18 protein-coding genes are annotated in these 21,133 nt (G+C 64.3%); 9 read left to right on the plus strand and 9 right to left on the minus strand.

Annotation, left to right across the window (positions count from 1 at the left end):
- Positions 1-44: 44 nt before the first annotated feature.
- From I6F35_RS25860 to hpaR, 5 genes are all read right to left on the minus strand, one after another.
- Positions 45-773, minus strand: coding sequence for an ABC transporter ATP-binding protein (locus tag I6F35_RS25860; protein WP_225120485.1), 729 nt, complete (start codon positions 771-773; stop codon positions 45-47).
- Positions 773-2,551, minus strand: coding sequence for a branched-chain amino acid ABC transporter ATP-binding protein/permease (locus tag I6F35_RS25865; protein ID WP_225120486.1), 1,779 nt, complete (start codon positions 2,549-2,551; stop codon positions 773-775). Before I6F35_RS25865 ends, I6F35_RS25860 begins: the two co-directional genes overlap by 1 nt.
- Positions 2,548-3,423 carry a branched-chain amino acid ABC transporter permease gene (locus I6F35_RS25870; RefSeq protein WP_130224354.1) on the minus strand — a complete coding sequence of 292 codons (876 nt, stop codon included), beginning with the start codon at positions 3,421-3,423 and terminating at the stop codon, positions 2,548-2,550. The genes I6F35_RS25865 and I6F35_RS25870 overlap by 4 nt, the downstream gene beginning before the upstream one ends.
- An 84-nt stretch (positions 3,424-3,507) precedes the next feature.
- Entirely contained in the window at positions 3,508-4,653 is a 1,146-nt protein-coding gene (locus tag I6F35_RS25875; RefSeq protein ID WP_225120487.1) for an ABC transporter substrate-binding protein, read from the minus strand.
- A 298-nt stretch (positions 4,654-4,951) separates the two neighbouring features.
- A complete protein-coding gene (hpaR, locus tag I6F35_RS25880; protein ID WP_225120573.1) occupies positions 4,952-5,434 on the minus strand; it encodes a homoprotocatechuate degradation operon regulator HpaR in 483 nt (160 codons plus the stop codon).
- Between the two features lie 163 nt (positions 5,435-5,597).
- Between hpaR and I6F35_RS25885 the strand changes: the two genes are divergently transcribed.
- The 5 genes from I6F35_RS25885 to I6F35_RS25905 all read left to right on the plus strand — a co-directional run bounded on the left by I6F35_RS25885 (position 5,598) and on the right by I6F35_RS25905 (position 11,147).
- On the plus strand, positions 5,598-5,996 hold the full coding sequence (locus tag I6F35_RS25885; protein WP_225120488.1) for a 5-carboxymethyl-2-hydroxymuconate Delta-isomerase: 399 nt from the start codon (positions 5,598-5,600) through the stop codon (positions 5,994-5,996).
- Complete coding sequence (gene hpaE, locus I6F35_RS25890; RefSeq protein ID WP_225120489.1) at positions 5,989-7,527, plus strand: 5-carboxymethyl-2-hydroxymuconate semialdehyde dehydrogenase; 1,539 nt, start codon at positions 5,989-5,991, stop codon at positions 7,525-7,527. The genes I6F35_RS25885 and hpaE overlap by 8 nt, the downstream gene beginning before the upstream one ends.
- A gap of 108 nt (positions 7,528-7,635) precedes the next feature.
- On the plus strand, positions 7,636-8,619 hold the full coding sequence (hpaD, locus tag I6F35_RS25895) for a 3,4-dihydroxyphenylacetate 2,3-dioxygenase (protein WP_225120490.1): 984 nt from the start codon (positions 7,636-7,638) through the stop codon (positions 8,617-8,619).
- 12 nt (positions 8,620-8,631) lie between these two features.
- Positions 8,632-9,501, plus strand: a complete 870-nt coding sequence (locus tag I6F35_RS25900; RefSeq protein WP_225120491.1) for a fumarylacetoacetate hydrolase family protein — start codon at positions 8,632-8,634, stop codon at positions 9,499-9,501.
- A gap of 17 nt (positions 9,502-9,518) precedes the next feature.
- A complete protein-coding gene (locus I6F35_RS25905; protein WP_225120492.1) occupies positions 9,519-11,147 on the plus strand; it encodes a thiamine pyrophosphate-dependent enzyme in 1,629 nt (542 codons plus the stop codon).
- A gap of 91 nt (positions 11,148-11,238) precedes the next feature.
- Here I6F35_RS25905 and alkB read toward each other — a convergent pair whose 3' ends face one another.
- The 3 genes from alkB to I6F35_RS25920 all read right to left on the minus strand — a co-directional run bounded on the left by alkB (position 11,239) and on the right by I6F35_RS25920 (position 14,082).
- Positions 11,239-11,889, minus strand: coding sequence for a DNA oxidative demethylase AlkB (gene alkB / locus I6F35_RS25910; RefSeq protein WP_225120493.1), 651 nt, complete (start codon positions 11,887-11,889; stop codon positions 11,239-11,241).
- Positions 11,890-12,053: 164 nt separating this feature from the next.
- Positions 12,054-12,740 carry a DUF2848 domain-containing protein gene (locus I6F35_RS25915; RefSeq protein ID WP_225120494.1) on the minus strand — a complete coding sequence of 229 codons (687 nt, stop codon included), beginning with the start codon at positions 12,738-12,740 and terminating at the stop codon, positions 12,054-12,056.
- Complete coding sequence (locus I6F35_RS25920) at positions 12,733-14,082, minus strand: amidase (protein ID WP_225120495.1); 1,350 nt, start codon at positions 14,080-14,082, stop codon at positions 12,733-12,735. The genes I6F35_RS25915 and I6F35_RS25920 overlap by 8 nt, the downstream gene beginning before the upstream one ends.
- A 228-nt stretch (positions 14,083-14,310) precedes the next feature.
- Here I6F35_RS25920 and I6F35_RS25925 point away from each other — a divergent pair, with 228 nt between their 5' ends.
- From I6F35_RS25925 to I6F35_RS25940, 4 genes are all read left to right on the plus strand, one after another.
- A complete protein-coding gene (locus tag I6F35_RS25925; protein ID WP_225120496.1) occupies positions 14,311-14,724 on the plus strand; it encodes a Zn-ribbon domain-containing OB-fold protein in 414 nt (137 codons plus the stop codon).
- Between the two features lie 4 nt (positions 14,725-14,728).
- Positions 14,729-15,868, plus strand: coding sequence for a thiolase (locus tag I6F35_RS25930; RefSeq protein WP_225120497.1), 1,140 nt, complete (start codon positions 14,729-14,731; stop codon positions 15,866-15,868).
- Positions 15,869-15,975: 107 nt separating this feature from the next.
- Positions 15,976-16,890: an SDR family NAD(P)-dependent oxidoreductase gene (locus I6F35_RS25935; RefSeq protein WP_225120498.1), complete on the plus strand. Its 915-nt coding sequence runs from the start codon at positions 15,976-15,978 to the stop codon at positions 16,888-16,890.
- Positions 16,891-17,027: 137 nt separating this feature from the next.
- Positions 17,028-18,140 carry an SMP-30/gluconolactonase/LRE family protein gene (locus I6F35_RS25940; RefSeq protein WP_225120499.1) on the plus strand — a complete coding sequence of 371 codons (1,113 nt, stop codon included), beginning with the start codon at positions 17,028-17,030 and terminating at the stop codon, positions 18,138-18,140.
- A 49-nt stretch (positions 18,141-18,189) separates the two neighbouring features.
- Here the strand turns inward: I6F35_RS25940 and ppc are convergent, their stop codons facing one another.
- A complete protein-coding gene (gene ppc / locus I6F35_RS25945; RefSeq protein WP_225120500.1) occupies positions 18,190-20,979 on the minus strand; it encodes a phosphoenolpyruvate carboxylase in 2,790 nt (929 codons plus the stop codon).
- Positions 20,980-21,133 lie beyond the last annotated feature (154 nt).

The raw sequence follows: 21,133 nt of genomic DNA on the forward strand, positions 1-21,133 counted from the left end.
TCGCTTCGTTGGTTTGAGCGCGATCTTCTCCGGATCACGCTGCTTTAAGCGCTGGCCTTGGCGTGACCGCCGAGATAGGCCGCGGCGATGGCCTCGTTGCCCCACAATTCGTCGGGCTTGCCGCCAAGCACGATCCGCCCCGTTTCCAGGACGAAACCGTGATCAGCGACTGAAAGTCCCATGCGCGCATTTTGCTCAACAAGCAAGACCGTGGTGTCTTTCCTGATCTGCGAAATGATGCGGAACACCGCCTGCACGATGACCGGCGCAAGGCCCAGCGACGGCTCGTCCAGCAGCAGCAGCCGCGGCTTCGCCATTAAGCCGCGGGCCACCGCAACCATCTGCAACTGGCCGCCGGATAGCGTCCAGCCCAGCGCATCGGCGAAGGCGCGGATATCAGGGAACAGGTCGAACATCGCGTCTGCCTCGCGCGAGATCTGCGCTGCCGAAGCCTTCCGGTTCGACGCGCCGAGCATGATGTTTTCCTTGACCGTCAGGCCCGGGAATACGCGCCTGCCCTCCGGCACATGCGAGATGCCGAGCCGGACGATCGCTTCCGGCCCGAGGCCGGCGATCGACTCGCCATCGAACAGGATCTCGCCGGATGCAGGCTTGGCGAGGCCCGAGATTGCACGGAGCGTGGTGGATTTGCCGGCGCCGTTCGCGCCGAGCAAGGTCACCACCTGCCCCGCCTCGACGGCGATGGTGACGCCGCGCAGCGCTTCGATCTCGCCGTAGCGGACCACGAGATTGCGGATTTCCAGCAGCGGCATCATTCGCTCCCGAGATAGGCGGAGACGACATCGGGATGGCGCAGCACGGCCATGGATTCGCCGTCCGCGATGCGGCGACCGAAATTGAGCACGGTGATGTGCTGGGCAGCCTCAGAGACCAGCGTCATGTCATGATCGATGATCAGGATGGTCAGGCCCTGCGCCGCGATGCGCTTGAGCAGCTCATGCAGTTCGAGCTTCTCGGTCGAGTTCAAGCCCGCGGCTGGCTCGTCCAGCAACAGCAGCGTCGGATTGGCGGCGAGCGCGCGCGCAATCTCGATCAGGCGCTGGTGGCCGTAGGAGAAGCTCGAGATCAGCTCGTTGGCGCGGTTGCCGAGGCCGACGAAATTCAGTGCCTCCATCGCGCGTTCGGTCAGCGCGTCCTCGCCCTTCCCGATCATGGTGTTGCCGGGCCGCTCGGCGCCGATCTCGACATTCTCAAGCGCCGTCATCGAACGGAACAGGCGGATGTTCTGGAACGTGCGCCCGAGACCCGCAGCCGTGCGCCGATGCGGCGGCATGTGGGTGATGTCGGTGCCGTCGAGCACGATCCTGCCCGAGGTTGCCTCGTAGAGGCCGGACAGCACGTTGAGCGTCGTGGTCTTGCCGGAGCCGTTCGGCCCGATCAGCGCGTGGACTCCGCCGCGTTTTACCGCGATGTCGACGCCATCGACGGCTTTCAGGCCGCCGAAATGTTTCGACAGGCCGGTGACCTCCAGCACGTATTCGCCGCCGACGGTCGCGGGCTTCAGCTCCAATGGAGCCGCCGCAGGCGGCGCCTTGGTGTGCGCGCGCCAGCGGTTGAAGGCATCGGCGACGAAGCCCCAGATGCCGTCGGGCATGAAGCGGATGATCAGGATCACGAACAGGCCGTAGATGGCCAGATAAAGCCCGGGCACGCTCTTGAGGAAGCGCAGCCATTCCGGGATCAGGATCAAGAGCCCGGTGCCGATCGCCGAGCCGATCGGCGATGCGACGCCGCCGAGCAGCGACATCGTCAGGAACACGATCGATTCCGCAAACGAGAATTGATCGGGGCTGACATAGGCGAAGCCGCCGGCAAATAGGCCGCCTGCGAGACCGCCGAGCAGCGCACAGAGCGCGAAGGCGTAGATCTTGGTACGGAACACGTCGATGCCGTTGACGCCGGCCGCGAGCTCGTTGTCGCGCACGGCCCGCATCGCGCGGCCGAGCTTGGTGTCGGAGAGATGCCAGACCAAATAGCCGACGATCGCGAGCATGGCGACGCAGAAGGCGAGATAGCTCTGCGAGGTCTGAAACAGCTCGGGACGACGGATATTGGGGACACCGTCAGGCCCGCGCGTCAGCCAGATCGCGTTGATCATGACCAGCGTGACGATCTGTTGAAAGGAGATCGTCACCATCGCGAGGTAATGCCCGCCGAGCCGCAGCGTCGACATGCCCAGGAACGCGCCGGCAAGCAGCGCGATCACGCAGCCGCCGACGAGGCAGAGCCAGAAGCTGAGATGCAGGTCAGTGGTGCCGAGGCCGACCGCATAGGCGCCGAGCCCGAAGAAGGCCGCCTGCGCCAGGTTGATCTGGCCGCACAGGCCGAGCACGACCGACAGGCCGAACACCGCGATCGAGAACGTCGTCGCCTGCAGCAGGATGTTGAGGACGTAGCCGTCGAACCGCAATCCCGCGGCCAGCGCCACCAGGATCGCCGCGCCGATGAAGTATGGCAGATGGCGGATCAGAAGCGGTTTCGAGCGGACGGCGGGTGCCGGGATCGGCATGTTGTCGCTGGGGGCGCTCATGCTTTCTCCGCCACGCGTTCGCCGAAGATGCCCTGCGGCCGGAAGATCAGGAAGGCGACCAGGACCAGGAAGGCGAAGCCGTCCTTGTAGGGAACCGAGATGTACGCGGCGCCGAAGGTCTCGATCACGCCGAGCGCGAGCCCGCCGATGATGGCGCCGGCGACATCGCCGAAGCCGCCGATGATGGTGGCCGCGAACGCCTTCAGCGCAATCGTCGAGCCCATCTGGATCGAGACGAACAGCACCGGCGCGACCAGGATGCCGGCCAGGCCGCCGAGCACGGCGGAATAGATGAAGGTGATCATGATCATGGTGGAGACGGAAATGCCGAGCAGCGAGGCCATTTCCTTGTCCTGTGAGGTCGCCTGCAGCTTCTTGCCGAGCAGCGTCTTTTCGAAGAACCAGTAGTTGAAGAACACCAGCGCGATCGTGACCGCGATGATCAGCAGGTATTGGCTATCGAGATAGACAGGGCCAAGCTGGATGCCGGGCGTATCGAACCATCCCTGCAGCACCTGCGGCTGCGGACCGTAGATCGCCAGCACCGAATTCGAGAGCAGGATCGAGGCGCCGATGGTCGCGATGATGACAGGCAGGAAGGTGCGGTGGCGCAGCGGATAATAGACACCGAGATTGAAGATGACGCCGAGCAGCGCCATCCCGCCGAGCGCGATCAGGAACGACAGCCAGTAGGGCCAGCCGAGATCGACTGAGAACACCACCATCAGATAGGCGGCGACCATGGAGAATTCGCCTTGGGCGAAATTCACCACATTGGTGGCGCGGAAGATCAGCACGAAACCAAGCGCGACCAGCGCATACACGGCGCCGATGCCGATGCCGGTAAACAGCAGTTGAAGGACGAGATCCATGACAAGCTTCGGTTAGGAGGAACCAGAGAATTCGCCGAAAGGTTTTCGGCCTCTTCGTGGAGAACGAAGAGGCCGAAAACGTGATCAATCGTTGAATTCAATGTGCTTGTCGAAAACGATCTTGCCCTTGTCGTTCTTCACGATGTTGTAGCCGTGCAAACCGTCGCCGTTCTGGTCGAAATTATACTCGCCTTCGGCGCCGGGGAATTTCTTGATCGACAGGATCGCCTCGCGGATTTTCGCAGGGTCGGTCGAGCCGGCCTTGTTGATCGCCGCCGACAGCACGGTGACCGCGTCATATGGCCAGGAGCTCTGGTTATCCGGCGCGACCTTGACCGCATCACGATAGAGCTTGCCGAACGCCTTGGAAGCCTCGCTGGAATCTTCCGCGTAGTCCGCGACGCCATAGGTGTTGTACAGCGCAGGCCCGGCGAGTTTTAGCGCGGTGATATTGACGATCGACGGCGAGCCGACCCAGGGAATGTTGACGCCGAGCTGGCGCAACTGCCGCGCAAAGATGCCGAGGTCGTTTTCGAAGGTGAAGTAGGAACCGAGGATGTCGGCGCCGGACTGCTTGATGGCGAGCACGACCGGGGTGAAATCCTGGCTCTGGTTGGCATAGCCCTGGTCGAGCACGGGCGGGGAACCGAGCTTTTCCAGCGCGGCGGTCAGAGCCTTGCCGCCTGCGGTGCCAAACGCGTCGGTCGAATGCAGCACGGCCCACTTCTTCTTGCCGAGCGTGTTGACGCCATACTCGGCGATGACGCGCCCGGAATAGCTGTCGTTCGGACGGAAACGAAACAGCCACGGATTGCCCATGTGAGTGAGGTTCGGATCAGTTCCCCCGATCATCACGGGCTTGCCAAGCTTGAGCACGTCGGGCGCCATGGCGTGCACTTGAGTGGACCGGATCGAGCCGAGGAAGCCGACGATGTCGGATTGCGCGGCCAGCTTGGAGAAGGCCAGCACGATGCCGGGATTGGTGGTCTGATCGTCCTCGATGATCAGTTCGGCCTGCTTTCCGAGGATGCCGCCGGCCTTGTTGACGGCTTCGAGTGCAAGCTTGGCGCCCTGAATGGCGTAACGACCGGATTCGGCGGCGGGACCGGTCACCGGCGCGCACATGCCGATCTTGATCGTGGCGCCCTGCGCTCTCGCGCTCGTAACAATGTGGGGCGCAGCAAGGCCGGCGACGATACCGGCCGCGAAATCGCGTCTCGTCAGTTTCATCAGTTTCTCCCTGAGGCCGGGCGTCTTCGTCGGCCCTTCTTGCTGTTGGCGATCCCTAACGGGGCGCGAACCGGCTGCGTACTTACGGACTCTCCGTGTCAGAGTAAATTGATATTGCGGTGTTTTCGACTAACGATGGAGATGCATTGTCATTCGTGCGCATCAAGAAAGATCAATGCCGACGAGATCGTGACTATTCCGGCAGATTCCGCGAACTTGCCAATATTCCTTTGTGCTCAAACGATGTGCAGGATAGCGAGCTATGCGTCCTGACGCATATCATCATGCAAATTTGCATTTACTCGTCTGCCTCGACGGCTTCCGCGCCCGCGCCTGACAGGCCGGCAAGGCTTTCTTCGAGCGCTCCCAGCATCGCCTGCAGTTCAGCAAGCTTGCGTGAGCCGTAACGTTTTGTAATGGCGGCGTAGATCGCTTCCGACGTCGGCGCGACCGCTTCGATCAGCTTCAATCCTTTCGACGAGATCGACACCACGGCGCGGCGCAGGTCCACCTCCGCCGAACGGCGCTCGATCAGGCCGCGCGCCTCGAGGCCGCGCAGGATGCGCGACAGGCTCGGCCCGAGCAGGAAGGCAAGCCGCGCGAGTTCGGTGACCTCGATCGACTCCACCGAGCTGAGCGCGCGCAGGATGCGCCATTGCTGCTCGGTCAACCCATGATGGCGCAAAGATGGACGGAACTGCCGCATCACGGCCTCGCGCGCGCGGAGCAGCGACATCGGCAGCGAACGGGAGAATTCGCGCATCGGCGCGCGCCGCCCCATCCCTGTCGCCGCGCGCGACCGTGAACCGTTCAATGATGATTTCTTACGAGCCATCGCCAATCTCTTGGCCAATCTTTTGCGGCGCAACAACGCCGCAAATCAATTTACGCCGATCCATTTAACATGTTAATCATTCCAGTGCACCAGAAGCGAGCGATCCGCGATGCCGCATTTCACCATCGAATATTCGGCCAATCTGGATTCCCGCCTCGATATCGGCGAGGTCGTCGAACTTGTGCGCAAGGCAGCGATCGAGACCGGCATCTTCCCGCTCGGCGGCATCCGCGTTCGCGCCATCAGGTGCGAGCACTACGCGATCGCCGACGGCCGGAAGGATTACGGCTTCCTCGACATGGTGCTGCGGCTCGGCGAAGGCCGCGATCTGGCGACCCGCAAGAGAGCGGGCGAAGACATCTTCAAGGCGCTATCGACTTATCTCGATCCGGTATTCGCCAGCAGCAAATTCGCGCTGTCGTTCGACATGCAGATCAACGACAAGGAGACGAGCTGGAAACGCAACAACATCCACGATGCGCTGAAGGTGGAGGCTGTCCATGGATAAAGCGGCGCCAAAATCAGATGTGTTCCAGGCCAATCGCGACCGCGCCGCGCCATTGCTGGCAAGGCTGAGGGCCGACGGCATCGGCCATATGATCGAGGGCAAGATCGTGGCGTCGATCTCGGGCGAAAGGTTCGAGACGAAGTCGCCGATCGACGGTGCCGTGCTGGCAACCGTCGCGCGCGGCAATGCCGAGGACATCGATCGCGCCGCGACCGCGGCCGCCCTCGCCTTCAAATCCTGGCGCGAGATGTCGGCCTCGATGCGGCGCAAGCTGTTGCACCGCGTGGCCGACGCGATCGAGGATCACGCCGACGATATCGCCGTGCTCGAATGCATCGACACCGGTCAGACGCATCGCTTCATGGCGAAAGCCGCGATCCGCGCCGCCGAGAATTTCCGCTTCTTCGCCGACAAATGCGCCGAGGCTCGCGACGGCCTCAACACGCCGAGCGACGAGCACTGGAACGTTTCCACGCGCGTGCCGATCGGCCCGGTCGGCGTGATCACGCCGTGGAACACGCCGTTCATGCTGTCGACCTGGAAGATCGCGCCCGCGCTCGCCGCCGGCTGCACGGTGGTGCACAAGCCCGCGGAGTGGTCGCCGGTCACCGCCGATCTCCTGGCGAAGCTGGTGAAGCAAGCCGGCGTCCCTGACGGCGTGCTCAATACCGTGCACGGTTTCGGTGAGGAGGCCGGGAAGGCGCTGACCGAGCATCCCGCGATCAAGGCGATCGGCTTTGTCGGCGAGAGCGCGACGGGCTCGGCAATCATGGCGCAGGGCGCGCCGACGCTGAAACGCGTGCATTTCGAGCTCGGCGGCAAGAACCCGGTGATCGTATTCGAGGACGCCGATCTCGAGCGTGCGCTCGATGCCGTCGTCTTCATGATCTACTCGCTGAACGGCGAGCGCTGCACCTCCTCGAGCCGGCTGCTGGTGCAGGAGAGCATTGCGGAGCAGTTCGTCGAGAAGCTCTCCGCGCGGGTGAAGGCGCTGAAGGTGGGCCATCCGCTCGATCCCGCAACCGAGATCGGGCCGCTGATCCATGAGCGGCATCTGGCGAAGGTCTGCTCCTATTTCGACGTGGCGCGACAGGAAGGCGCGACGATCGCGGTCGGCGGCAGGCCGCATGACGGTCCCGGCGGCGGGCACTACGTGCAGCCGACGCTCGTCACCGGCGCGCATTCCAAGATGCGGGTGGCGCAGGAGGAGGTGTTCGGGCCGTTCCTCACCGTCATCCCGTTCCGCGACGAAACCGCTGCGGTCGAGATCGCCAACGGCGTGCAGTATGGCCTCACCGGCTACGTCTGGACCGGCGACATGGGCCGCGCGCTGCGGGTGGCGGATGCGCTCGAAGCCGGCATGATCTGGCTCAATTCGGAAAACGTCCGGCATTTGCCGACGCCGTTCGGCGGCATGAAATCATCCGGCATCGGCCGCGACGGCGGCGATTATTCGTTCGACTTCTACATGGAAACCAAGCACGTCTCGCTGGCGCGCGGGACGCACAAGATACAGAGACTGGGAGTGTAACGACCACCGTCATTCCGGGGCGGCCCGCAGGGCTGAACCCGGAATCTCGAGATTCCGGGTTCGATGCTTCGCACCGCCCCGGAATGACGCCCAAGCAGGGAAACATCGATGCCTGTTCCGCAGCACGTCTTTGACCCGCCGTTCAACATCATCCGCTGCAGCCATGTCGTGCTCGACGTGACGGACCTCGACGCCAGCCGCGCATTCTATGAGACCACCGTCGGGCTGCATGTCGAGGACGCCGACGACAAGGCGGTGTATCTGCGCGGCTCCGAGGAGCATCAGCATCATTCGCTGGTGCTGCGCAAGGCGCAGGCAGCAGCCTGCAGCCGGCTCGGCTTCAAGGTCGGCAATGATGCCGATCTCGACAAAGCGGCCGCGTTCTTCTCCGAGCACGGCGTCGATTATCGCTTCGTCGACCAGCCGTTCCATGGCCGCACCTTGCAGTTCTCCGATCCGTTCGGCTTCCAGCTCGAGCTCTATGCGACGATGGAGAAGCGCCCGCACCTCTTGCGCCGTTACGACCTCTACAAAGGCTGCCATCCGCAACGGCTGGATCACTTCAACGTCTTCGCCGCCGAGCTGCAGGACACTATTGATTTCTACGCACGGCTCGGTTTTCGTCTCACTGAATACGGCGAAGAGGACGGACCGAACGGGCGCATCGCCGCGGCCTGGATGCATCGCAAGGGCAATGTGCACGACCTCGCCTTCACCAACGGCAAGGGCCCTCGCCTGCATCACTTTGCCTATTGGGTGCCGACCGCGATGAACGTCCTGCATCTCTGCGACCTGATGGCCTCCAGCGGCTTCCTGAAGAACATGGAGCGTGGCCCCGGCCGCCACGGCATCTCGAATGCTTTCTTCCTCTATGTCAGGGATCCCGATGGCCACCGGCTCGAGCTGTACACCAGCGATTACTTCACTGGCGATCACGACCATGAACCGCTGCGCTGGTCGCTGAAGGACCCGCGGCGGCAGACCTTGTGGGGCGCGCCCGCCCCGCGCTCCTGGTTCGAGCAGGGCTCGCCGTTTGCTGACCAGGCGGTGCGCGAGCCGCTGTTCGTCGCCGACGTCACGATTGCCGACTGAGCGGAACAGCCGATGTCTCCGCCTCGTCTCGCAACCTATTCGATCGACGGCGCCACACGGTATGGCGCCGTGACAGACAACGGCATCGTCGATCTCTCAGCGCGCTTTGCCAAGGAATTTCCAACGTTGCGCGAGGCGATCGCCGCCGGCGCGCTGATGCGTCTCGTGGACGACGCCGCGCGTCGCGCGCCGGACCATGCGCTCGACGCCGTCACCTGGCTGCCGCCGACCCCGGCTCCGGAAAAGATCATCTGCATCGGCGTCAACTATCCGGATCGCAACGCCGAATACAAGGACGGCAGCGACGCGCCGAAATATCCGAGCATGTTCATGCGCACGCCGCGATCTTTCGTCGGGCACGACACGCCGCTGGTCCGCCCGCGCGCGTCCACGCAGCTCGATTATGAGGGCGAACTGGCGCTCGTCATCGGCAAGGCCGGGCGGCATATCCCGGAAAGCGCGGCGCTCGATCACATCGCCGCAATCGCGCTGTGCAATGAAGGCACGATCCGCGACTGGGTGCGACACGCCAAGTTCAACGTCACGCAGGGCAAGAATTTCGACTGCACCGGCAGTCTCGGGCCCTGGATCGTTCCCTACACGGACGAGGCGCAGATCGCCGACATCCGCCTGACCACACGCGTCAATGGCGAGACGCGGCAAGATGATCGCACCGGACGGTTGATCTTCGGCTTCCGCTATCTCATCAACTACATCTCGACCTTCACCACGCTTGTTCCCGGCGACGTGATCGTCACGGGCACGCCGACGGGCGCCGGCGCACGGTTCGATCCGCCGCGCTACCTCAAGCCGGGCGACGTCGTCGAGATCGAGGCGGAGGGCGTCGGCGTCTTGCGCAACGGCGTGGTCGACGAAACGTAAAAACAATGGACAGCAAGATGAGCTCAATTACCGGCGGCGAAGCGATCGTCAACGGTCTCGTCGCCCACGGCGTCGACACCGTGTTCGGCCTGCCCGGCGCGCAGATCTATGGCTTGTTCGACGCCTTCCATCAGGCACAGCTCAAGGTGATTGGCGCCCGCCACGAGCAGGCCTGCGGCTACATGGCCTTCGGCTACGCGCGGTCGAGCGGCCGTCCCGGCGTATTCAGCGTGGTGCCCGGCCCCGGCGTGCTCAACGCCAGCGCGGCGCTGCTCACCGCCTTCGGCTGCAACGAGCCGGTGCTCTGCCTCACAGGGCAGGTGCCGACCGCCTTCCTCGGCAAGGGCCGCGGCCATCTGCACGAGATGCCGGACCAACTCGCGACGCTGCGCAGCTTCGTGAAATGGGCCGATCGCATCGAGTATCCCGACGCGGCACCGGCGATGGTGTCGCGCGCGTTCCAGGAAATGCTGTCGGGCCGCTGCGGCCCGGCGTCGCTCGAGATGCCCTGGGACGTTTTCACCCAGCGTGCAGCGGTCGGTCCATCGAAGCCGTTCGAGCCGTTTGCCCCGCCACTGCCGGATCCTGACAGGATCAAGGCCGCCGCCGCGCTGATCGCGGCGAGCAGGACGCCGATGGTCTTCGTCGGCAGCGGCGCGATCGATGCGGGCGAAGAAATCCTCGAGCTTGCCGACATGATCGATGCGCCCGTCGTCGCCTTCCGCAGCGGCCGCGGCATCGTCTCCAATGCGCACGAGCTCGGTTTGACCATGGCGGCCGCTTACAAATTGTGGCCGACCACCGACCTGATGATCGGGATCGGCACCCGCATGGAATTGCCGGCCTCGGGTTTCCGCTGGCCGTATCAGCCCGACGGCATCAAATCGATTCGCGTCGATATCGATCCCGTCGAGATGCGCCGGCTTACGCCCGATGCGGCCATTGTGAGCGATGCCAAGGCCGGCACCGCCGAGTTGCGCGCAGCCGTGCGCAAGGCTGGCTATAGCAAGAACAGCGGCCGTCGCGCGGCGATCCGCGAAGCGACCGCGGCAGCCGCGCGCGAGATCCAGCACATCCAGCCGCAGATGGCTTATTTGAAGATTCTGCGCGAGGTGCTGCCTTCGAATGCGATCGTGACCGATGAGCTCTCGCAGGTCGGCTTCGCCTCCTGGTACGGCTTTCCGGTCTACGAGCCGCGCACCTTCATCACCTCGGGCTATCAGGGCACGCTCGGCTCCGGTTTTCCGACCGCGCTCGGCGCCAAGGTCGCCAATCCCGACAGGCCGGTGGTGGCGATCACGGGCGACGGCGGCTTCATGTTCGGCGTGCAGGAGCTGTCCACCGCCGTGCAGTTCCGCATCGGCGTGGTGACGCTGGTGTTCAACAACAACTCTTACGGCAATGTGCGTCGCGACCAGCGCGAGCGCTTTGACGGCCACGTGGTGGCGTCGGACCTGGTCAATCCCGATTTCGTGAGACTTGCGGAATCCTTTGGTGCCGGAGCTGCGCGCGTCACCTCGCCGGATCATTTCCGTCCTGCGCTGGAAAAAGCGCTGGCCGATGGCGGGCCGTATGTGATCGCGATCGAGGTGCAGACGGATTCGGAAGTGAGCCCGTGGGCGTTCATCCATCCGCCGAAACCTTGACGCCGTCATTCCGGGGCGATGCGCAGCATCGAACCCGGAATCTCGAGGTTCCGGGTTCGCGCTACGCGCGCCCCGGAACGACTAAAACGAGCTACCGCGTCTTTCTAAAGGTCAGATTGATCCGCTGGCGGCCGAACAACGCGTGCTCGCCGTCGGCGAGCGGCGCGACGCCATGGAAGAACAATCGCGACGGTCCGCCCCACACCGCGACATCGCCATGCGTCAGCCGATGCCGCACCGGCTTGTCGCTACGCTTTGGGCCGCCGAACAGGAAGATCGCGGGCAGGCCGAGCGACACCGATACGATCGGCGCCGCAAAATCCGTCTCGTCCTTGTCCTGGTGCAGCGACAGCCTTGCGCCCGGCTCGTAACGATTGACCAGGCAGGCATCCGGCGCAAAATCATCAAAGCCGCCCTCTGCCGCCGCCTCACGCGCCAGGCGCACGAGCACCGGCGGCATCGCCGGCCATGGCTTGCCGGATTCCGGATCGATGCCGTCATAGCGATAGCCGCTGCGATCGGTGACCCAGCCGACCGTGCCGCAATTGGTCATCGCCACGGACATCTGGTAACCGCCGGGCGTGAACATGCGCCGAAACGGTGCCTGCGCGACGATCTCGCGCAAGGCCGGGATCAGCTCAGGCTCCAGCGGGCGCGCAAATCCGCGCAGGATCACCGCGCCCTCCGCGATCGCTTCGCGGGCGGGGAGGTCGGCAACGGTATCGAATAAGTCTGCCGTCAAACCACGATACTCGCGTTGGTCCCGAGGTGGTGGCAGATGCGCGGACTATCAACCACCCGATTTCCGATATTGAACGTCATTGCGAGTGTAGCCAAGCAATTCCTCTCTCCGCCCCTGCGGCATGGATCGCTTCGCCGCGCTCGCAATGACGATTGGGGGGCTATCTAGCCCCGCACCGGCAGCGTCACCACGTCATAGGCATGGCGGATCGTGCGCTTCAGCACCGGGTCCTCCAGCTCGAACTCGAACCGGCTGGCCGGGCGGATGCCGCCCTTGGCAGCGAAGGTGCCGCCGAACATGGCGCAGCCGTCGGGCAGGCCCTTGTCGCCGAAGCCGCGCGCGATCAGGTCCTTCACCGGCAGCATGCCGTCGAGCGTGCCCTCCTGGTACAGGACGCGCTTGCCATCGATCCAGGCGTACGAACGCAGGATCATCTGGTCCCAGTGGTCGATCACATCTTCCAGTTCCCACAATTCGGAAGCGATCGGCTTGTCGCACATCTGCTTGGAAACCGTGACGCTGTAGCTTTCCACCTTGCGGTCGGTGTGGTCGGAGCCGCAGCCGACGAAGGTGCGGCCCTGCCAGCCGATCAACACGAACTCGACCTCGCCGCTGGAGTCCTCGCCGCAGACTTCGATCGTGTCCTCGGTAGTCAGCCGCCGCGCCGAGCAGCGGTAATAGATCGGCGTCGTCGCCGGCCGCGCGATGCCGAGCGCCTCAAGCTCGGCGATATGCTTGTCGCGCGCCACCGGATCGCGGCCGGTCCAGCCGGCGATCACGGCCTGATCGATGGCGAGCGTCAGCGGCGTCGCCATGCCCTTGTCGTCGATGTTGAAGGTGAGGTCATACACGGATGATGTTCTCCATTGCGGCCGCGATCTCGAAGATACGGCGATCCGATCCGCCTGCAGCAGCGACCATCAGGCCAACCGGCACATCATCTGCACGATGGGCCGGCAGCGAGATGGCGCAGCCGTCGAGCACGTTGATCAGCGTGCAGTTGCGCAACGCGCGCAGGTTTTCCGCGGTGAAGGCCTTGTCGTCCGCGAGGTCGGCGATCTTCGGCGGCGTGTTGGCCGTGGTCGGCAGCAGCAGCGCATCATAGGGCGCGATGCGCTTCTCGGTGCGCGCGATGAAAGACTTTCGCGCATTGAGCAGATCGATGTAGTCGGCGGCCAGATATCCCTCGCCGCGCGCGATGCGCGTGGCGACGCGGGGATCGTAGATGTCGCCCTTGCTGGCAAGCAGATAGCGGTGCCAGGCATAGCTTTCGGACGCCGCAAAGCCGCCCTTGGCGTTCATGATGCCGACGTCGAGGAACTCCGGCACCTCGATCTTCTCGATCAGCGCGCCCGCCTTCGACAGCGCCGCGAGCGCACGGTCGAACGTTTTTGCCACGGCATCATCAAGATCATCGAGCGCAACCGTGGTCGGCACCGCGAACCGCAGGCCCTTCACCGGTCGCGCCGCGAGTGCCGGCAGCGGCTCGCTCGCGAGCACGGCATCGAGCGCTGCGCAGCAGGCCACCGAATTGGCGAGCGGACCATAGCTGTCGAGCGAGAACGACAGCGGCACGCCGCCGTCGAGCGGAATGCGCCGCTGCGTCGGCTTGTAGCCAACGATGCCGTTGAAGGCCGCAGGGATCCGGCAGGAGCCACCGGTGTCGGTGCCGAGCGCGCCAAAGGCCATGCCATCGACGATCGAGACCGCCGCCCCCGACGACGAACCGCCGGGCACATGACCGACGCTGCGGTTGTAGGCGCTCTTCGGCGTGCCGTAATGCGGATTGATGCCGATGCCGGAATAGGCAAATTCGGTCATGTTGGTGCGGCCGATCACGATGAAGCCGGCCGCGCGAAGCCGCGCCACCACAGGCGCGTCGGCTTCCGCCGGCGCGGAATCCTCGAGTGCGCGGGAGCCAGCGCGGGTCACCTGTCCCTTGATGTCGAAGAGATCCTTGATCGAAACCGGAATGCCGGCAAAGGGCGACGGCGCCGCATTCGCCTTCCGCAGGCGGTCCATCGCATCGGCAGCCTGGAGCGCGGCTTCCTTGTCGACGTGAATGAAGACGCGCTGCCCCTCGCCCGCGGGATCGGCGATCTTGGCGAGGCATTGCTCGACCAGTTGGCGGGCCGTGAGGCGGCCGCTCTCGAGGTCTGCGGCGAGTGAGGCAAGGGTCGGATTGTCAGGCATGGCTTTCGATTTCGGGTCTCTATCTTGCGTCAAACGTTGTTTGAGGCGCGGTGCGGCGGATTTGCCGCGTGGCGGACTATTGCCTGAGACAGGCTGGCATACAAGCGTGCTCTCGTCTTCGGAATACCGCCATGCGATTGCAAACGCTGGACCGTTGACGGCGGATAGTCAATTGTCGCATCACGTTTTTGAACGAGGCCTGACGGCCTGATCCAGGGAGGATGCCGAATGGCCGAAGCTGCGCGCGCAAAACCGAAACCGACGCCGGAAACCCAGCATTTCTGGGATGGCACGCAGGTCGGCGAATTGCGCCTGCAGCGCTGCGACGGCTGCGCGCATGTCTACTTCCCGCCGCGCCCGTTCTGCCCGTCCTGCGCCTCGCGCAAGGTCAGCGTGTTCAAGGCCAGCGGCAAGGGCAAGCTCTACAGCTACGTCATCAATCACCGTCCCGCCGCCCCCGGCTTCACGCCGCCTTACGCCATCGCGGTGGTCGAACTCGATGAGGGCCCGCGCATGATGAGCAACATCATCGACTGCCCGCAGACGCCGGAAGCGCTCGAGCTCGACATGAAGCTGGAAGTCGCGTTCGAGAAACTCGACGACAAGATCACGCTTCCTTTGTTCCGTCCGGCGAAGGGTTAAAGAGATGCGCAGGAATCAGGTTGCCGTCGTCGGCGCGGCCGAGACCACCGAGCTCGGCGTCATCCCCAACATGTCGCAGCTCCAGTTGCACGCGGATGCGGCGCTCAATGCCATCGCCGATGCGGGGCTGAAGCTCTCCGACATCGACGGCTTCGCCACCGCCGTCGAGACGCCGCAGCAGGTCTGCCATTATCTCGGCATCAAGCCGACCTGGGTCGACGGCACGTCCGTTGGCGGCTGCTCGTTCATGCTGCATGTCCGCCACGCCGCGGCGGCGATCGAGGCCGGCCTGTGCAAGACCGTGCTGATCACGCATGCCGAAAGCGGCAAGTCGATGATCGGCAAGCAGCCGCGCTTCACCCCACCAGACAGCCTCAACGGCCAGTTCGAGGCGCCGTTCGGTGTCTACGGTCCGCCGAGCATGTTCCCGATTCCGGTGCTGCGCTTCATGAAGACCTACGGCATCACCCATGAGCAGATCGCCATGGTCGCCGTGGCGCAGCGCGAATGGGCGGCGAAGAATCCGCGCGCGACGATGAAGGAGCCGATCACGGTTGCCGACGTCCTGAACTCGCGGATGATCGCTTATCCGTTCCGCCTGCTGCAGTGCTGCCTCGTCACCGATGGCGGCGGCGCACTGATCCTGACATCAGCGGATCGCGCCAAGGACTTTCCGCAGAAGCCGGTCTACATCCTCGGCACCGGCGAGAGCGTGGAGACGCCGATGGTCAGCCAGATGGAGACATTCAACTCCTCGCGCGCCTTCAAGGTCGCAGGCCCCCTGGCGTTCAAGGAGGCCGGCATCACGCACGGGGATGTCGATCACCTCATGATCTACGACGCCTTTGCCCATCTGCCGCTGTTCGGCCTCGGCGATCTCGGCTTCATGCCCTATGAGGAGACCGGCAAGTTCATCGCCGACGGCAACACACGTCCCGGCGGCAAGCTGCCGCTCAACACCAATGGCGGCGGCTTGAGCTACATGCATTCGGGCATGTACGGCATGTATGCGCTGCAGGAGAGCGTGCGCCAGATGCGCGGCATCGCGCCGGCGCAGGTCAAGGGCGCGAAGATCTCGGTCTGCCACGGCGTCGGCGGCATGTTCGCGGCGTCAGGCACGATCATCTTCACGAACGAGAAGTAATCCCTTCGTCATTCCGGGATGCGCCGACAGGCGCAGATCCGGAATCTCGAGATTCCGGGTTCACGTTCCGCGTGCCCCGGAATGACGGAGACAACAGGAGAAATCCCATGACAAAATCACTGCAGGACAAAGTCATCATCGTCACCGGCGCTGGCCGCGGCATCGGGCGCGAGATCGCGCTGCTCTGCGCCGCCGAGGGCGCCAAGGTCGTGGTCAACGATCCCGGCGTCGCCGCCGACGGTTCGGGCACCAGCGCCGCGCCCGCGGAAGAGGTGGTCGAGGAGATCAAGAAGCGCGGCGGCACCGCGGTCGCCAATTTCGAGACCGTGGCGGAAGCGATCCCGGCCAGCAAGATCGTGAAGACCGCGACCGACCATTTCGGCAAGCTCGACGGCGTCGTCAACAATGCCGGCATCCTGCGCGACATGATCTTCCATCGCATGAGCGTGGAAGCCTTCGAGGCCGTCATCAAGGTGCACCTGATGGGCTCTTTCTATGTCAGTCACGCCGCGGCACGGCTGTTCCGCGAGCAGGAGAGCGGCTCCTTCGTGCACTTCACCTCGACCTCCGGCCTGGTCGGCAATTATGGCCAGGCCAACTATGCGGCCGCGAAGCTCGGCATCGTCGGTCTGTCGAAGTCGATCGCGCTCGACATGAGCCGCTTCAACGTGCGCTCGAACTGCATCTCGCCATTCGCCTGGAGCCGGCTGATCGGCACCATCCCGACCGAGACCGAGGCCGAGAAGGAGCGCGTCAAGCGCATCCAGCAGATGGGGCCGGAGAAGATCGCGCCACTCTGCGCCTATCTGCTCAGCGACGCAGGCAAGGACGTCACCGGGCAGATCTTCGCGGTCCGGATGAACGAGATCTTCCTGATGGGCCAGTCGCGCCCGATCCGCTCTGTGCACCGCGGCGAAGGCTGGACGACACAAACCATCGCCGAACACGCGATCCCGGCGCTGAAGCCGTCGTTTTACAAGCTCGACCGCTCCGCCGACGTCTTCAGCTGGGACGCTATCTGATGATTTTATGACACTGTCGTCCCGGCTCGTATCCGGGACGACGCCATCTTCGGTTGTTTCATCACGCCTGCCCGCTTTATGCCGGATTGCGGGCGCATGGGTTCCTTCCCAACAACAAAAAAGCCTGGGAGGACGTCATGAACAATCCAAACAATTCACCCAACCAGCAGGACGGAGGCTCGATCGGGCTCGACCGCCGGACGCTTTTGCGCGGTGCAACCGCGATTGCTGCGACTGCGGCGGTTGCGCCGGCAGCCTTCGCCCGCGACTTTGGTTCCAATGCCGAGCCACAGCGCTATCCCGACCCCGATATCGTCGTGATCGATCCCAAGCGCTTCAAGGCCAAGGTCGGCAACACCGCCATCAAGCGTCTCTACACCGGCTGCCTGTGGGCCGAGGGGCCGGCCTGGAATTCGCAGGGGCAATATCTGGTCTGGAGCGATATCCCCGCCAACCGGCAGCTTCGCTATCTCGACGACGACGGCCACATCTCCGAGCAGTTCCGCAAGCCCTCCAATGAGAGCAACGGCAATTCCTTCGATCTCGAAGGTCGGCAGCTTTCGGCCGAGCGCACGCGGCTGGTGCGTTTCGAGCACAACGGCACGGTCACCACGCTGGCCCAGGAAGCCAATGGCAAGCCGCTGAACGGGCCGAACGACATGGTGGTCCACCCCAACGACAAGTCGATCTGGTTCACCGATCCCGGCTATGGCGCGATCTCGATCTATGAGGGGCAGCGCGCCAACACCAATTCGGTGCAGCCCTACCAGAAGGAGGCGGTGTACCGGATCGACGGCCAGTCCGGCCAGATCACCAAGGTCGCCGATGATCCGTTCAAGCCGAACGGCATCGCCTTCAGCCATGACTACAAGAAGCTCTATGTCTGCGACACCGGGATCACGCATTATCCGAACGCCAACAACGTGGTCTGGGCCTACGACATCAACGGCGACAAGCTCTCGAACCCGAAGCAGTTGATCGACATGAAGCTCGACGGCAAGTCGGGCTTCCCCGACGGGCTGCGGGTGGACATCGACGGCAATATCTGGGTCGGCGCCGGCTGGGTCGGACCAGGCTATGACGGCGTCCAGGTGTTCGCGCCCGACGGCACGCGGATCGGCCAGATCGTGCTGCCGGAGACCTGCGCCAACGTCTGCTTCGGCGGCAAGAAGCGCAATCGCCTGTTCATGACCGCGAGCCAGTCACTCTATGCGGTCTATGTGGAGACGCAGGGCGCGCATCACTGCTGACGCAGTCGGCGAATAGCGAATGGAAGCCCGTCCGCTATTCGCCTCTTCTCTACCCGCTATTCCTCAGCCCCGCGGAGATCCCGTTGATGGTGAGCTGGATGCCGCGCAGCACCTGCTCGTCCGGGTTCTGCGCGCGGTGTTCCTTCAACAGCTCCACCTGCACATGGTTGAGCGGGTCGAGATAAGGAAAACGGTTGCGGATCGAGCGTTCGAGCAGCGGGTTGCCCTGCAGCAGCCGCTCATGGCCCATGATGTCGAGCAGCGTCTCGATCGACAGATGCCATTCGCGGCGGATGCGGCCGAAAATCTTCTCGCGCAATTCGGCATCCGGCACCAGCTCCGCATAGCGCGAGGCAATCGCGATCGAGCTCTTGGCCAGCACCATGTCCATGTTGGAGAGCAGCGTGCGGAAGAACGGCCATTCCCGGTACAGCTCCTGCAGGAACGCCATGCCCTGCTCCGGATGCTCCGCGATCCAGGTCTCGACCGCGCTGCCGAAGCCGTACCAGCCCGGCAGCATCAGCCGGCATTGGGCCCAGGAGAACACCCAGGGGATGGCGCGGAGGTCCTCGATCTCGCGGGTCTTCTTGCGCGACGCCGGGCGACTGCCGATGTTGAGCGTCGCAATCTCGTTGATGACGGTCGAGCCCCAGAAATAATCGGCAAAGCCGTCGGTCTCGTAGACAAGTCCGCGATAGGCCTTGAAGGCGAGCGCCGAGAGCTGCTCCATCGCCTTCAGATATTCGGCGCGCGGCGCGCTTTGCCTCGGCTGCAGCAGGCTGGTCTCGAGCGTCGCCGCGGCAAGGATTTCTAGATTGTTGCGGCCGACCTCGGCGTTGGAATATTTGCTCGAAATGATCTCGCCCTGCTCGGTGATCCGGATCTGGCCATTCACGGCGCCGCCGGGCTGGGCGATGATCGCGTCATAGCTCGGGCCGCCGCCGCGGCCGACCGAGCCGCCGCGGCCATGGAACAGGCGCAGGCGGACGTGATGGCGCTCGAACACCTCGACGAGGCCGATCTCCGCCTTGTAGAGCTCCCAGCCCGACGTGACGAAGCCGCCGTCCTTGTTGCTGTCGGAATAGCCGAGCATCACCTCCTGCACACCGCCGCGGCTGTCCACCAGGCGGCGGTAGTCGTGCAGCGCCAGCATACGGTCCATGATGCCGCTGGAGGCTTGCAGGTCCTCGATGGTCTCGAACAGCGGCACGATGTTGATGGCGCTGCGGCCGGAGGGATTGATCAGCCCGACTTCCTTGAGGAGCACCGCGACTTCGAGCATGTCGGACATGCCCTTGCACATCGAGATGATGCATTGGGAAATCACCTCCGGGCCGAAGGTCGCATGTGCCTCCGCGGCCGCCCGGAACACGGCGAGCTCGCCCTGGGTCTCCTCGCTGTACTTCACGAAGGGCGAGGACAGCGGCCGCGCGCTGCGAAGCTCGCCGAGCAGCAGGTTGATGCGGGCGTCCTCGCCGAGCGCCATATAGGACATGCCTGATATCGCCGCGTCGAGCAGTTCGGCGACGGTGCGCTCGTGCACCGCGGAGTTTTGCCTGATGTCGAGGCGGGCGAGATGGAAGCCGAAGCAATCGACCGCGCGCCGCAGCAAGCGAAGACGTCCGCGGGCGATGACCGCCGAGTTGTTTGCGATCAGCGAGCGGTCGAGCACGTCGAGATCGGCCTTGAACTCGTTGACATTGGTGTAGGGCTCGGCCTTGCCGACCGGTCGGCGCGTGATCTCGACCTGCAGCTTCTCGGCGGTCGCGGTCAGCCGGGCGTAGATGCCGGATACCGCGAGCCGGTATGGTTCGCCGCTCCGGTGCGGCGACGGATCGGGCGAGCGCTCGGCGAGCACGCGCAGTTCGTCGGAAACATCGGCGAGGTTCCTGGCCAGCGACAGTTCGGCGCCGAGGACGTGCAGCTCTTCCAGATAGAAGCTCAATATCCGGCTCGACTGCAGCCGCAGCGTGCCGCGCATGACGTCGGCGGTGACGAACGGGTTGCCGTCGCGGTCGCCGCCGATCCAGCTTCCCATCTTCAGGAACGACGCGAGCTCGCCCGGCTCGCCGCCCTCCTTGTTGAGCCGGTCCTCCAGCGCGCAATGCAGGCGCGGCACCTCGTGGAGGAAGGTGTAATCGTAGAACGACAGCCCGTTGGTGACTTCGTCCAGCACCGTGAGCTTGGTCCGGCGCAACAGATTGGTCTGCCACAGCGTCACCACGGCGCGGCGAAGCTGCTCGTCGCTGGCCTCGCCCTCCTCCGGCGTCATCTGCAGCCGCTCGCGCCGGTCGAGCAGGCCCGCGATCTCCATCTCGCGGTCCATGGTGCTCTTGCGCCGGACCTCGGTCGGATGCGCTGTCAGCACCGGGCTGACCAGGGCGCCCTTGAAGAAGCGGCGCAGATCGTTCGGGCCGAAGCCGGCCTGCTGCGCATGGTTCACGGCCTGCGTCAGCAGGCTCGGCCGCGGCGTGCCGGCGCCACGCCCCCGCATCTGGCGGATGTTGTTCTGGTCCTCGGCGATGTTGGCGAGGTGGGAGAAATAGCTGAAGGCGCGGACGATCCGCACCGTCTCTGAGATCGACATGCTGTCGAGGATGGTTTCCAGTTCCCGCCGCGCCAGCCGGTCTTCATCCCGGTGGAACCGGATCGAGGTCTGCCGGATGCGCTCGACCAGATCGAAGACATCGGCGCCCTCCTGGTCGCGCACGGTGTCGCCGAGGATGCGTCCGAGCAGGCGGATGTCATTGCGCAGCCGCGCATCTTCCTCGAGGGCCTGGCTGTCCTCGGCGCGATTGGCACGGACCTCGGTCTCGGAAGGCATGGTCTGGGGAGACATGGCTGATCGCTCCAGCGGCTGCCCGGCACCTCCGGAGTGTGCAACTTTTTTGCCGCAGCGCAAGATGAAGTTGGAGGCGGCGCACACACGATGCCGCGCCGCCCGCCCGAACCTCCAACCTCATCCCGAGGAGCCGCGCCAGCGTCGTCTCGAG

Origin of the sequence: Bradyrhizobium sp. BRP22 (assembly GCF_020194175.1) — a bacterium.
Taxonomy (GTDB): Bacteria; Pseudomonadota; Alphaproteobacteria; order Rhizobiales; family Xanthobacteraceae; genus Bradyrhizobium.